Here is a 12943-nt window from a genome sequence, read left to right on the forward strand (position 1 = left end):
GGCGCTGGCGGCCCAGCGCGGCCTGTCGAACCAGTTCTTCGCCCATGAGCGGCTGGCGCAGCAGATCAAGGAGTACGACGTGGACGGCGTCGTGTTCCACGGCATCAAGAGCTGCCGGTTCGTCTCCTCGGGCATGGCCGACACGCGCAATTACCTGAACCAGCGGATGAACATTCCCAGCCTGTACGTCGAGTCGGACCTGATCGATCCGCGCTACTGGTCCGACGCGCAGATCAAGAACCGGGTCGACGCGTTCTTCGAATCGCTGCAGCAGCGCGGCGGCGCCGCGCCCACGCCGGGCGGGCGCCACGCCACCGTCACCGAAGGGAGCCAGGCATGAAATACGTCGGCGGAGTGGACGTCGGGTCCACGCAGACCAAGGCCGTGATCCTCGACGAGCACGGCAAGGTGGTCGGGCGCGCGCTGCTCGACATGGAAACCAGCATGGTGACGATCGCGCAGGACGCGTTCCGCGCGGCCCTCGCCGACGCCGGGCTGGCCGAGGAGCAGGTGGTGCGCATCGGCAGCACCGGCTACGGCCGCTACAACGTCTCGTTCGGCCACGAGCAGGTGACCGAGATCAGCTGCCACGCGCGCGGCGCGGTGGCGTTGTTCCCGGGGACGCGCACCGTGATCGACATCGGCGGCCAGGACACCAAGGCGATCGCCGTGAAGCCCGACGGCCAGGTGGCCGACTTCACGATGAACGACAAGTGCGCCGCCGGCACCGGACGCTTCCTCGGTGCGGCTTCGTACGCACTCGAGATGGCGCTGGGCGAGCTGGGCCCGCTGGCGCTGAAATCGCAGAACCCGGTGCGCATCACGACCACCTGCACCGTCTTCGCCGAGTCCGAGATCATCAGCCACCTGTCCAAGGGCATCCTGCCCGAGGACGTGCTGATGGGCGTGCACCAGGCGATCACCAGCCGCTGCGTCTCGCTGGCGCGGCGCGTGGGCGTGCACTCGGAGGTCACCTTCACCGGCGGCGTGAGCCGCAACGTCGCGATCGTCAAGCTGCTCGAGGACGCCGTCGGGATGAAGATCAACGTCAGCCCCGACGCGCATTTCTGCGGCGCCCTGGGCGCGGCCCTGTTCGCCCGCGACCACGCCTTCGCAACCACGGCCGAGCCGGCCGAAGCCCTGGCCTAGGAGGACCGCCATGATCTACGTCGTTGGACTCGACATCGGGTCGACCTACACCAAGGCGATCGCGCTCGACGGCGAGCGCAAGGTCGTCGGCACGGCCGTGCGGCGCACCGGTTTCAAGCTGGCGCAGGCGTCCGAGGCGGTCTTCGAGGACCTGCTCGCCAGCTGCGGGCTGCGGCGGCAGGACGTGATCTACGTCGGCGCCACCGGCTACGGCCGCTACACGGTGCCCTACCGGCACGCGCAGATCACCGAGCTGACGGCCCACGCCCAGGCGGCGGTGCACCTGTTCCCGGACACCCGCACCATCCTCGACATCGGCGGCCAGGACATCAAGGCGATCAAGGTCGACGCCGAAGGCCGGGTGAAGGCCTTTCGCCTGAACGACAAGTGCGCGGCCGGCACCGGTGCCTTCCTCGAGAAGACCGCCCGCTACCTGGGCCTGACCACGGAGGACATCGGCCCCTACGCGCTGCGCTCGACCGCGCCCAAGTCGATCAGCAGCGTCTGCGCCGTGTTCGCCGAGTCGGAGGTGATCAACCACCTGTCCAACGGCATTCCGGCCGAGGACATCATGATGGGCGCGATGGTGTCGCTGGGCGGCCGCGCCATCCAGCTGATGCGCCGGGTCGGCCTGGAGCCCGGCTACATGCTCACCGGCGGGATGACGCGCAACGAGGCCATGGTGAAGGCGCTCGAGCAGGCGCTGGGCGACAGCTTCCACGTCGCGCCGAACGGGCTGGGCCAGCTCAATGGCGCCTACGGTGCGGCCTACCTGGGCTTGCGCCGGGTGGAAAAGCTGCTGGCGCAGGGCCAGCCGATCCCGCCCACGGCGGCGCAGCAGGGCCAGGCCCAGGGGACGCAGACGGCGCGCCGCTGGTCGGCGATGGCCGCCACGCGCCGGCGCTTCGAGCCCTGCGACACCGGCGAGTGCCCGGTCGTGATCAAGGTGTCCAAGCCGGCCCCGGCCGCCAAGGAGCAGACGCCCGCCTGAGCGCGGCGCGGCCCGCACCACCCTGGAGCCAGCCATGACCCATGTCGTGACCGAAGCCTGCATCAATTGCAAGCACACCGACTGCGTCGAGGCATGTCCCGTCGACGCGTTCCACGAGGGGTCGAATTTCCTGGTCATCGACCCCGCCGTCTGCATCGACTGCCTGGCCTGCGTGGCCGAGTGCCCGGTCAATGCGATCTTCGCCGACGCGGACGTTCCGGCGAGCCAGGACCGGTTCGTCGCGCTGAACGCGGAACTGTCGCGTGACTGGCCGACCATCGTCAGGAAGCGCGACCCGCTCGCCGATGCGGAGCACTGGGCGACCGTGGAGAACAAGTTCGACCAGCTGCGGCACCCCTGAGGCGCGCCGGCACAGCGACGACAGGAGGCATCGATGGAATCGATCAGCAGCCACATGCGGCAGGACCACGTCCTGATCGACGGCATCGGCGCGCGCGCCGTGGCGGCGGCCGAGGCCGGCGCCTGGCCGGCGCTGGAGCGCGAGGCCAGCGAGTTCCTGCGCCGCCTGCGCCGCCACATCGAGATCGAGGAGCAGGTGCTGTTCGCCGCGTTCGAGCAGCGCACCGGGATGGCCACCGGCGGGCCAAGCGTGCAGATGCGCGTGGAACACGGGCAGATGCAGCCGATCCTGGCCCGGATGGAGGCCGCGGTGGCGGCTCGGGACGGCGCCGGCTACCAGGGCGCGACCAGGGCGCTGCTCGAGATCCTGGTGCCGCACAACCAGAAGGAGGAGCAGATGATGTACCCCATGCTGGATGCCGCGATGGGCGACGACGCCCAGGCGTTGCTGGCCGACGTCAGATCGATGTTCGCCTGAGGCAGCGCCGCCCCCTGGACGGGCCCCGGCCGATTCTGGCGTGCGGCCGCTCCTCGCCCGGCCGATCAATCCGCTAGCGCAAAAAACCGCGATTCGCTCGGGTCGCGCCGGCAAACCCTATTGCCGAGATGGTTGTTTGCGACCAGAATCCATCCCAGCGAAATGTCAATGCTCGAAAACAACTAGCGTTTCAGGCGATTTTGGCCCGAACAAGTCTGGTTGTAGTCAGGCGGCTTCCGCTAGGAGGACGCCATTGCTGTGCCGGCGCCCAGTGTCTTGAACGTTTTTCTTTCATGGGGGCCCACGTGGCGCTATTTGACCTGTTGAGGAAGAACCGCTGGATCGGCATCGGGGCGGCGAGCGTGCTCGCCGTCGCGCTGGCCGGATGCGGCGGTGGCGGCGGAACTGATACAGCGGTGGTGACACCGCCACCGGGCGAGGTCGTTACGCCGCCCCCGGCGCCCGCGGGCGTGGTTTCCGTGACCGTGGCGCCGCCGACCGGGACGCCGATCGACGCCGCGGCCATGACGCCGGCAGAGTTCGCCGCGCTGGCGCCGCGGGGCGCCGTGACCAGCGTGTCGATCCAGAGCCCGCCGGTGGTGACCTTCCAGCTGACGGATGCCAGCAACCGGGGCATCAAGGGCCTCGGCTCGACCAGCCAGGCGGCCAATGCGGCGCGCCCCGGTCTGAGCAACATGGCCTTCGCCCTGGCGAAACTGGTGCCGGGCGCCAATGGCGGCGCGAGCAAGTGGGTGAGCTACATCGTGACCGCCGCGCCGACCACCACGGCGGGCGAGACGCCGAGCCGGCCGACCACCGACAACATCGGTACGCTCGTCGACAACGGCGACGGGACGTACAAGTACACGTTCTACCGCGACATCACCAAGGTGAAGGATCTCGTCGCGGCGGCCAGCCTGGCGGCGCCGAACGTCGCGGCGGACCTGGGTGACCTCACCTACGATCCGGCCAAACTGCACCGGCTGGCGATCCAGGTGGGCGGCAACGCTCGCGGCACCGGGACCAACACCGCCACCGGCGCCAATTCCGGCATCACGGCCGTGCCCATGGGCGCGCCCGTGAACATCCTGTTCGACTGGTATCCGGCGAGCGCGAAAGTGGTGGCCGCCACCGACCCGGACCAGCGCGAGCTCGTCTCGATCGACAACTGCAACGAGTGCCACGGCAAGCTGGCCTTCCACGGCGGCAACCGGGTCGACACCCGGTACTGCGTGATGTGCCACACCGACCAGCGCCGGTTCGGGTACGCCAACGTGGCGTCGGTGGCCGGCAAGTTCCCGGCCCTGAAGGAAACCGCGACCGTGAACAGCGTCACCGGGATCACGAGCTTCTCGTATTCGCCGGAAACACGGGTCGCCGACGGCGAGGTGGCGGGTAACTTCACGACCATGGTCCACAAGATCCACATGGGCAAGGAACTGGTCAAGGAGAACTACAACTACGCGAACGTCGCCTTCAACAACAAGGGCTACTCGATGCTCGACGGCGGCCAGCGGATGTGCAGCAAGTGCCACGACAACACCAAGGCGGCCCAGGCCGACAACTGGAAGGCCAAGCCCACCCGGATGGCCTGCGGCGCCTGCCACGACGGCATCAACTGGGCGACCGGCACCGGCACGACATTGGCCGACAAGGCCGAAGGCCTCGGCAAGACGTCCGGTCACTGGGGCAAGGCCCAGCCCGACGACTCCGCCTGCGCGCTCTGCCACCGTCCGGAGATGACGATCGCCAACCACCAGACGCTGAATGTGACCAAGCACAATCCCGCGGTGGCGGCGGGCCTGAAGAACATCAGCTACGAGATCAAGTCGGCCGCCGTCGACCCGGCGACGAACAAGCTCAGCGTGGTGTTCCGGGTGCTGGTCGATGGCACGGCGGCGACATTCAAGGCGCCCGCCGCCGGCATGGCCAATCCGCTCGACGGATTCACCGGCAGTCCGAGCTTCCTGCTGGCGTATGCGTCGGACGCGACGGCCACCGACGGCATCAGGGTGCCTGCCGACTACAACAACGCGGGCAACAAGCAGGCCCAGGCGATCAGCGTGTCGATCGCGAACCTGCTCGACACGGGCAAGGCCGCCGACGGCTCGCTGTCGGCCCGCGATGCCAACGGGTACTACACGGCCACGCTGCTGGGCACGGGCACCAAGAAGTTCCCCGTCGGAGCGACCATGCGGGCCGTGGCGCTGCAGGGCTACTTCACGCAGGTGAGCCCGGCGGCGGCGCGCCACGCCATTTCGGTGGTCAAGGAAGTGACCGGTGATGCGGTGCGTCGCAAGGTCGTCGATGCCGACAAGTGCGCCAACTGCCACGAGTGGTTCGAGGGCCATGGCGGCAATCGCGTGTACCAGACCCAGGTGTGCGTGATGTGCCACGTGCCGGGCCTGGCGAGCAGCGGCCGGCAGATTCCCGATTCGATCATGAACACGTGGAGCTTCACGGCGGACCTGCTGAAGATCGTGAACTTCTGGGGATTCGACAAGACCAAGCCCAACGCCGCCCTGGCGCTGCCGGTCACGACGAACAACTTCAAGGACATGATCCACGGCATCCATGCCGGACGCGACCGCGTCAATCCGTTCCGGGATGCACGCGATTCGACCTCGCGCGGCGCCATCACGCTGCTCGACTTCGCGCGCATGGATTTCCCGGGCCAGTTGAGCAACTGCGAAACCTGCCACATCGCCGGCACCTACAGCGGCGTGCCGCTCAACGCGCTGCCTTCGACCTACGAGACCGTCGACGCGGCCTACGACGCGGCGATCGCGGCCGGGACGGCGACGACGGCGCTGGCCAAGGGCGCGCTCGCGACGACCACGGCCAACGCCACCGACCGGGTGACGACGCCGTTCGCCGGCGCCTGCGTGAGCTGCCACGACTCGGCCGCTTCGAAGGCGCACATCCGGCAGCAAGGCGGGCAGCTGCAGGCGTACCGCAGCGCCAGCCTGGCGGGCAGCGAATCCTGCGTCACCTGCCATGGTGCCGGCCGCAGCGAGGACCCGGCGACCGCCCACAGGCGCTGATCGCCAACGGGGCACGGCACGCCGTGTCCCGCCGAACGCGCGCTGGCCGCGCGCGTTCGCCGCCATGACAAGCCCCGCACCGTCGATCGAGGGTGCGGGGCTTGTGCTTTCCCGGCAGGGAATCCGCGGCGGGTTGCCGCAGGGCGCATGCTCTGCCGTGGGCCAGGGACCCCTGTTGACCTGCCTCAATACAAATCGCTACCAGTCGTCGCAGCCACCCGCGCCGGTCCTGCTCTAATGGAGTGGCCCGCTCGCCCCCAGGACCGAAGCCCAGGCGAGCCGGCGCCATCTGCGTAGGCAAGCATCGGCAACTCTCAGGAGAATCTCCAATGAAGAACGAGGTGATCGGGCTCGTGCGGAACAACTCCATGCCAGTCGGCTTTCCAGTCTGCACGGAGCTCACGCCCTCCAACGTCGGCAACATGAGCGCGCGCATCCTGGCCGTGCTGGAGCCAGCTGAACCGGTGTCGAGCAGCGACCTCCGCGGCATGATCGCGGCGCGCTTCGGCAAGCGCTACGACAATCTGGAAGACTTCGCGGACAAGCTGCGGTTTCTCGTCGGCACCGGCCACCTGCTGGAGCAGGACCGCAAGTTCGCCGTGACCGAGAAGGGCGCTTCCCTGATCAAGTGGATCCACTCGGCCCGGCCGCAGATGCTGCGGCGTTCCACTTCCGCCAACGAGAGCGACGCGTCCCACTGAACGCCGCGGCGGCGGCGTCCGTCCTTTGGTTCGGGTACCGCAAAGGCGGCATGGATTTCCACGGGGTGCGGCTGTATACCCAGCGTGACAGCCGTTCCCTTGGAGAGTGCCATGAGCAGATTTTCCACGAGCCTGGGTCCCGTGGTGGTGTTGGCCGCGGCCGCGGCCGCGACGCTGGCGACCATGACGGGCATCGGCGACCCGACGTCGCGCGCGCCGGTGCGGGCCCCCGAGACGGCCGCCGCCGCCGAACTGGCCCCCGCGACCTTCATGTCCGAGCAGTTCGAGGCGCAGAAGCGAAGCGCGAACGCGGAAGACCTGCCGGCGCAGTTCTAGCCGAGGTGTCCCCGGCTTGGGCGCAGGCGATTCAGCACGAGGGCTCGTTGCCGCCGGCCTGGTGCAGCGTCGCGCCTTCCTTTCAGCCGGTCATCGCCCCGGCAGCGGCTTCCCTGCCCTCGACCGATATGCGCCACCACGCCGGCAGCAGTTCGCGCACGCCGGCGCGCGCGAAGCGATCGTCGATCAGGTAGACGACGCCCTTGTCCTCCTGCGTCCGGATCACGCGGCCGGCCGCCTGCACCACTTTCTGGATGCCGGGGTAGAGGTAGGTGTAGTTGTAGCCGCTGCCGAAAGCGCCTTCCGTGCGGGCCTTGAGCCGTTCGTTGCGCGGATTCACCTGCGGCAGTCCCAGCGTGGCCACGAACGCGCCGATCAGCCGGTCGCCGCGCAGGTCGATGCCCTCGCCGAAGCTGCCGCCCAGCACGGCGAACCCCACGCCCGACCCGCCGGCTTCGAACCGGTCCAGGAAGGCCTGGCGCTGGCGCTCGTCCATGGAACGCGATTGCGACCAGGTCGCGATGGCGGGGTACTGCTGCCCGAACTGCCTCGCCACCATGTCCAGGTAGTCGAAGCTGCTGAAGAACGCCAGGTAATTGCCCGGGCGGCGCGAGAACTCCTGCGCGATCAGGCGGGCGATCGGGTCGACGGAGCGTCGTCGATCCGGATAGCGGGTGGAGATCCTGCTGACCAGCCGAACGGTCAACTGCTCGGGACCGAAGGGCGACGCGACGTCGATCCAGGCCGTGCGCTCCGGCAGGCCGAGCATGTCGGTGTAGAAACCCGCGGGGCCGAGCGTGGCGGAAAACAGCGTCACCGCCCTGGCCGCCAAGAACCTGGGCTGCAGGAAGGAAGCGGGAATCAGATTCTGGATGCGAAGCGTGGCCGCCGGCCGACCCGACGCCGCGGCGAGGTCGGCCATCTCGAGCACCGAGTGCGAGCCGAAGGATTCGGCCAGCCGCAGAAAGCCGAGAAGGTCGAAGTAGAACTGCTGCAGCGGGCCGTCCGCGGCCGCGGGCGGCGTCTCGGCAAGATGGCATTCGATGGCGTGGGCGGCCTGGCGCAGCGCTGCCGTGAAGGCGCCCGGCAGCGATTCGAGTGTTCCATCGGCCAGCGTCTGGGCCTTGCGCAACGCGTTCCAGCAGCGGTTCGCCTTGTCCAGCGCGCGCCTGACCGTCACCGTCGTCGCCGGCCGGACGGAACGCAACGCGGCCTGGCTGATGGCTGCCGTGTACATGGCGCGGCCCCGCTCGAGCAGGTTGTGCGCTTCGTCGGCCAGCACGCCTACCCGCCAGTCGTTGGCCACGGTCATCGCGTACAGCATGGCGCTGCCGTCGAAATAGTAGTTGTAGTCGCCCACCACCAGGTCCGCCCAGCGGGACAGCTCCTGGGCCAGGTAGTAGGGGCAGACCTGATGCTGCAGGCCAACCCGGCGCACCGATGCGGCATCCATGAAGCCCTGTTCCAGGGCGGTGGCCCGCGCGGCCGGCAGGCGATCGTAGAAACCCGCCGCCAGCGGGCAGGACTCGCCGTGGCAGGCCTTGTCGGGATGCTCGCAGGACTTGTCCCGGGCGGTGAGTTCGAGCACCCGCAGCGGCAGGGCAGGGGCGCTGTCCCGGATGAGCGTCGTCGCTTCGAGCGCCAAGCGGCGCCCGGTCGACTTGGCCGTCAGGTAGAACACCTTGTCCAGGCCGTGGCGGGGGGCGGCCTTGAGCATGGGGAAGATCGTCCCGACGGTCTTGCCGATGCCCGTGGGCGCCTGGGCCATGACGCAGCGGCCGCTGGCGGCGCCCCGGTAGACCGCTTCGGCCAGTTCGCGCTGGCCGCTGCGAAACGACGGATGCGGAAAGGCCAGCGCCGCCAGCGCGCGATCCCGGCGGGCGCGGTGTTCGAGCTCCTGCTCGGCCCACGCCAGGAAATCGCGGCAGCGCGCTTCGAAGAACAGCCGCAGCGACCCGGCGTCGAAGGTCTCGACGAACGTCGTTTCCTGCTGCGTGCCGATGTCGAAATACACCAGCGCGACGTTCAGTTCGTCCAGGCCGCGGGCCTCGCAGAGCAGCCAGCCATACACTTTCGCCTGGGCCCAATGCAGGTGGCGGTGGTTGCCCGGCTGCCGGGCCAGGTCGCCCCGATGGGTCTTGATCTCCTCCAGGCGATTGAGCGCCGGGTCGTAGCCGTCCGCCCGCCCGCGCACGGCCAGCGTCCCGAACTGCCCGCGCAGGCTGATCTCGCTCTCGTAGCCCGGGCCGCGGCGGCCGGCCACCAGCTGGTGTCCCGCCACCCCTTCCTGCGCACTGGGCGTCGGCGTGAACCGCAGGTCAAGGTCGCCGCGCTTGGCGGTGAACTCGCACAGGGCCCGAACGGCGACGGAATACGACATCGGCCGATCGTAGTCGACCGCCGGCCCTCACTTCTTCGGTGCCAGGACGCCCAGCATCAGGTCCGTGTTCAGCTTGGCCATCTGCTGGATCAGGGCCCACTGCCTGGTCATCAGCTGCGCGAACTGCGGATTGGTGGGCTGGGCCTGCCCGGACATGGCCAGCTGGGCCGTCTGCTGCGCGATGGTCTGCTGGTCGGCCATGATCAGTTTGACCGCTTCGTTGTATTCGTCCAAGGTCATGATGTGTTCCAGTGCCGGGCCGGGTGCCCGCTGGCATCTTATTCAATCGGGACGGTTTGCGCGCGAGATAAGATCGCCGCTCGCATGACCACACACGCTGCCGACGCGCTGCACGCCGCCAACCGGCGCGGGGTGCTGGCGATCTCCGTCGGCATGGCCAGCTTCGTCGCCAACGACGCGCTGGTGAAGCACGTGAGCGAGACACTGCCGGCGTCCCAGCTGATCTTCCTGCGCGGCTTGATGGCGTCGCTGCTCCTGCTGGCGATCGGCCGGGCCATGGGTGCGACCCGCCGTCTGGCGGACCTGCTCGATCGCCGCGTCATGACCCGGGCCGGCCTCGACTCGCTCGGCACCGTCACCTACCTGCTTTCCCTCTTCCATATCCCGCTGGCCGATGCGACCGCCATCAACATGGCCACGCCGCTGGTGATCACGCTGCTGGCGGTGATCGCGTTCCGCGAGCAGGTCCATGCCGTCCGCTGGCTGGCGTTGGCGGTCGGCTTCACCGGCGTGCTGCTGGTCGTGCAGCCGCGCGGCGCCGAGTTCAGCGGCTACTCGCTGCTGTGCCTCGGGGGGACGCTGTTTCATGCGACGCGCGATTTCGCCACCCGGCTGATCGATCGAACGATCCCCTCGGTGCTCATCACGCTGAGCACCGCGATCGCGGTGACCGCGTTCGCGGGCGTGTGGAGCCTGTTCCAGGAGTGGGCGCCGGTCCAGCCGGTGCAGCTGGCGCTGCTCGCGGCCGCGAGCGTGTTCCTCAGCGGCGGGTATTTCCTGCTCACGGTCGCCATGCGCGCCGGCGAGATGAGCCTGATCGCGCCATTCCGGTACAGCGGCCTGCTGTTCGCGCTGGTGCTCGGCTACGCGGTGTGGGGACATGTCCCCAACGCCTGGGCCTGGCTGGGCATCGCGCTGCTGCTGGGCGCGGGCCTGTGGCTGATGCGCGCGCCGGCGGCTCGCTGAGGCTGCGCTGGCGGCGCTGCCGCCGGCGGCGGGAAGGCCGGTGGCGCTGCGTCCGGGCTCAGAGCGGGCTGATCGAGAGCCGAACCGGCCAGGCGTAGACGCCAGGACGCGCCGTCGGATCGAGCTCGAAGCGGAATTCGAGCTCCAGGGTGCTGGTGCTCATGCCGCGGACGGGCGTGCGCTGGGTGATCGAGCCGCCTTCGCCGGCCATCTGCACATCGGGGCCGGCGCCACGTACCCGCATGCTGCGCGCCAGTGGCGTGCCGCCGTCGACGGCCAGGACGAAGCCGCCGGTGTTCTGGCTGACGGCGATGCGAAGACCGGAGACGTCGACGAAGCCGCGGGCCACGTCGGCCGCGGTGACGGTGACCGGCCCCGGCTGAGCGAGCAGGTTGAGTTTGGCGTGCCGCGGCACGGTCGCGGTCACGGCCAGCGGCATCCCGTTGGCGGCCGCCGCGCCGGCGCACAGGCACAGCGCCGCGGCCAGGAAGCTGCCGGAGCACCCGGAGGCCAGCGGCACGGGGACGTGGAATTGCATGCGGTCGATGCCTGCGCGCAACACGGTGCGCGCTGAACACCAGGGTAGGGACCGATCGCCGGCGCTGCCTAGGGAATCGCCGTAGCGCCCATACGCAGAGATGCGCGGACGCATAGGCAGCCGCCGCGTCGACATCGCAAGCCCGCGCCGCCCGCTGCCGGCGGGCCCCGCCGCGAGCCTCAGGCCGTTCCTGCGCGCTGCTGCGCCGCGTAGGCCAGGCCGGCCGCCACGCCGCCGAACAGGTCGCCCTCCAGCAAGGGCACGCCAGGCAGGTGTTGCGCAAGCCGATCCTGCAGCGTCTGCAGCGCCGACGAGCCGCCGGTGAGGTAGATGCCGTCGACCTGCGCCCCGCGCAAGCCGGCGCGGCGCACGCACTCGCCGGCACAAGCGACCACCTGGGCGAGCAGGTCCTCGAGTTCCTCGCCCATCTGCGCCGGCGTCAGGGCGGCGGCCAGGCCCGGCTCGATCTCGTCGAGCGCCATCGGCACCGGCCGGCCTTGCACCGAGCACGCGATCTTCGCCTGCTCCATCTCGCTGGCCAGCCGATGGCCCAGCCGCTGCCGCAGCACCGTCATCAGGCGGTCGTGCAAGCGCCGGTCGGCATAGTCCACGCGCAGCCCCTGGACCCGGTTGGTCACCTGGGGCGCGTACAGGAAGTTGATCAGGTGCCAGGTCGCCAGGTCGTGGAACACCGCGCTGGGGACCGGCCGGCCGTGCGGACCGGTGTGACCGTAGCCGAGCAGCGGCATGATCCGACCCAGATTGAGCTTGCGGTCGAAATCGGTGCCGCCGATGTGCACGCCAGCGGTCGCGAGGATGTCGCCGCCGCGGTCGGCATGCCGCACCCGCTGCGGCCCCAGGCGCACCACCGAGAAATCGGAGGTGCCGCCGCCGACGTCGACGATCAGCACCCGGGCCTCCCCGGTGAGCCGCCGTTCGTAGTCGAAGGCCGCGGCGATCGGCTCGAGTTCGAACTCGACCTCCTGGAAGCCCGCCGACAGCGCCGCCTGCGCCAGCGCCTGCTGCGCCTGCGCATCGCGCCCCGGTGCATCGTCCACGAAGTGCACCGGCCGGCCGAGCACGACGCGCGGGCTGACGGTGCCGAGCCGGGCCCGGGCGCGCTCGGCCAGCTCGCCCAGGAAGCGGGCGATGATGTCCTGGAAACGCTGGTGGCCCCAGCCGATCGCCGTGTGCTCCTGCATCAGGGAGCTGCCCAGCAGGCTCTTGAGCGAGCGCATCAGCCGGCCGTCGGTGCCGGCCAGGTACAGCGCGACGGCTTCCCGGCCGAAGTGCACGCTCTTGTCTTCGGCGTTGAAGAAGACGGCAGTGGGCAGCGTCGGGAACCGGCCCTCCAGCGGCACCAGCCGCGCGGCGCCGTCGGCGGCGACCGCGGCGACCGCCGAGTTGGAGGTGCCGAAGTCGATGCCCAGGGCGTGCAGGCGCGGATCGGCTGGGTGTGGGGCCATCGGTTGGGAGCAAGGGGGCGGGGCATCGTGCGCACGGCGGCCGCACGGCGGAAAGGGGCGCATTCTACGGGGCGGCGGGGACCCCTGCGCGCCCGCCCTGACGTGGCCATGAAACAGGCCGCCGTCGCTGGCGCGACGGCGGCCCGGGGGATGAGGAGAACGCCGGCTACTGCTTGGTGGCGGTGATGATCTGGAAATTGCCGAAGAAGAACGTCTGGCGCTCGACGGCCCAGCCGCCCATCTCGTTCAGGACCACGACCGGATCGTGGCTGTCCCACAGCGCCAGGCCCAGCG

13 protein-coding genes are annotated in these 12943 nt (G+C 69.7%); 9 read left to right on the forward strand and 4 right to left on the reverse strand.

Translation table 11 applies throughout. The features are described 5' to 3' along the window. From VNT59_RS19930 to VNT59_RS19965, 8 genes are all read left to right on the forward strand, one after another. A partial coding sequence (locus VNT59_RS19930; RefSeq protein ID WP_325501376.1) for a 2-hydroxyacyl-CoA dehydratase family protein occupies positions 1 to 340 on the forward strand: 340 nt, incomplete at its 5' end. Next, on the forward strand, positions 337 to 1149 hold the full coding sequence (locus tag VNT59_RS19935) for an acyl-CoA dehydratase activase (protein ID WP_325501378.1): 813 nt from the start codon (positions 337 to 339) through the stop codon (positions 1147 to 1149). The genes VNT59_RS19930 and VNT59_RS19935, both read left to right, overlap by 4 nt. A 10-nt stretch (positions 1150 to 1159) precedes the next feature. Continuing rightward, the gene (locus tag VNT59_RS19940; protein ID WP_325501380.1) at positions 1160 to 2140 is read left to right on the forward strand and encodes an acyl-CoA dehydratase activase; all 981 of its coding nucleotides are present in this window, start codon (positions 1160 to 1162) and stop codon (positions 2138 to 2140) included. 34 nt (positions 2141 to 2174) lie between these two features. Next, the gene (gene fdxA / locus VNT59_RS19945; protein ID WP_325501382.1) at positions 2175 to 2501 is read left to right on the forward strand and encodes a ferredoxin FdxA; all 327 of its coding nucleotides are present in this window, start codon (positions 2175 to 2177) and stop codon (positions 2499 to 2501) included. A 33-nt stretch (positions 2502 to 2534) separates the two neighbouring features. Further along, on the forward strand, positions 2535 to 2978 hold the full coding sequence (locus VNT59_RS19950; RefSeq protein ID WP_325501384.1) for a hemerythrin domain-containing protein: 444 nt from the start codon (positions 2535 to 2537) through the stop codon (positions 2976 to 2978). A gap of 293 nt (positions 2979 to 3271) precedes the next feature. Continuing rightward, on the forward strand, positions 3272 to 6022 hold the full coding sequence (locus VNT59_RS19955; protein ID WP_325501386.1) for an OmcA/MtrC family decaheme c-type cytochrome: 2751 nt from the start codon (positions 3272 to 3274) through the stop codon (positions 6020 to 6022). A gap of 329 nt (positions 6023 to 6351) precedes the next feature. Then, the gene (locus tag VNT59_RS19960; protein ID WP_325501388.1) at positions 6352 to 6723 is read left to right on the forward strand and encodes a hypothetical protein; all 372 of its coding nucleotides are present in this window, start codon (positions 6352 to 6354) and stop codon (positions 6721 to 6723) included. Between the two features lie 111 nt (positions 6724 to 6834). Then, a complete protein-coding gene (locus tag VNT59_RS19965; RefSeq protein WP_325501390.1) occupies positions 6835 to 7059 on the forward strand; it encodes a hypothetical protein in 225 nt (74 codons plus the stop codon). Between the two features lie 82 nt (positions 7060 to 7141). On the opposite strand, the gene VNT59_RS19970 is transcribed toward VNT59_RS19965, so the two are convergent. Next, entirely contained in the window at positions 7142 to 9439 is a 2298-nt protein-coding gene (locus tag VNT59_RS19970; RefSeq protein WP_325501392.1) for an ATP-dependent DNA helicase, read from the reverse strand. Positions 9440 to 9466: 27 nt separating this feature from the next. Then, complete coding sequence (locus VNT59_RS19975; protein ID WP_325501394.1) at positions 9467 to 9679, reverse strand: hypothetical protein; 213 nt, start codon at positions 9677 to 9679, stop codon at positions 9467 to 9469. A gap of 84 nt (positions 9680 to 9763) precedes the next feature. Between VNT59_RS19975 and VNT59_RS19980 the strand changes: the two genes are divergently transcribed. Next, entirely contained in the window at positions 9764 to 10645 is an 882-nt protein-coding gene (locus tag VNT59_RS19980) for a DMT family transporter (RefSeq protein ID WP_325501396.1), read from the forward strand. Between the two features lie 58 nt (positions 10646 to 10703). On the opposite strand, the gene VNT59_RS19985 is transcribed toward VNT59_RS19980, so the two are convergent. After that, complete coding sequence (locus VNT59_RS19985) at positions 10704 to 11183, reverse strand: hypothetical protein (protein ID WP_325501398.1); 480 nt, start codon at positions 11181 to 11183, stop codon at positions 10704 to 10706. A gap of 179 nt (positions 11184 to 11362) precedes the next feature. Further along, the gene (locus VNT59_RS19990) at positions 11363 to 12649 is read right to left on the reverse strand and encodes an Hsp70 family protein (protein ID WP_325501400.1); all 1287 of its coding nucleotides are present in this window, start codon (positions 12647 to 12649) and stop codon (positions 11363 to 11365) included. Positions 12650 to 12943: the final 294 nt, after the last annotated feature.

The sequence above is a fragment of the Ramlibacter sp. genome (assembly GCF_035554825.1).
In the GTDB taxonomy this organism is placed as follows: Bacteria; Pseudomonadota; Gammaproteobacteria; order Burkholderiales; family Burkholderiaceae_C; genus Ramlibacter.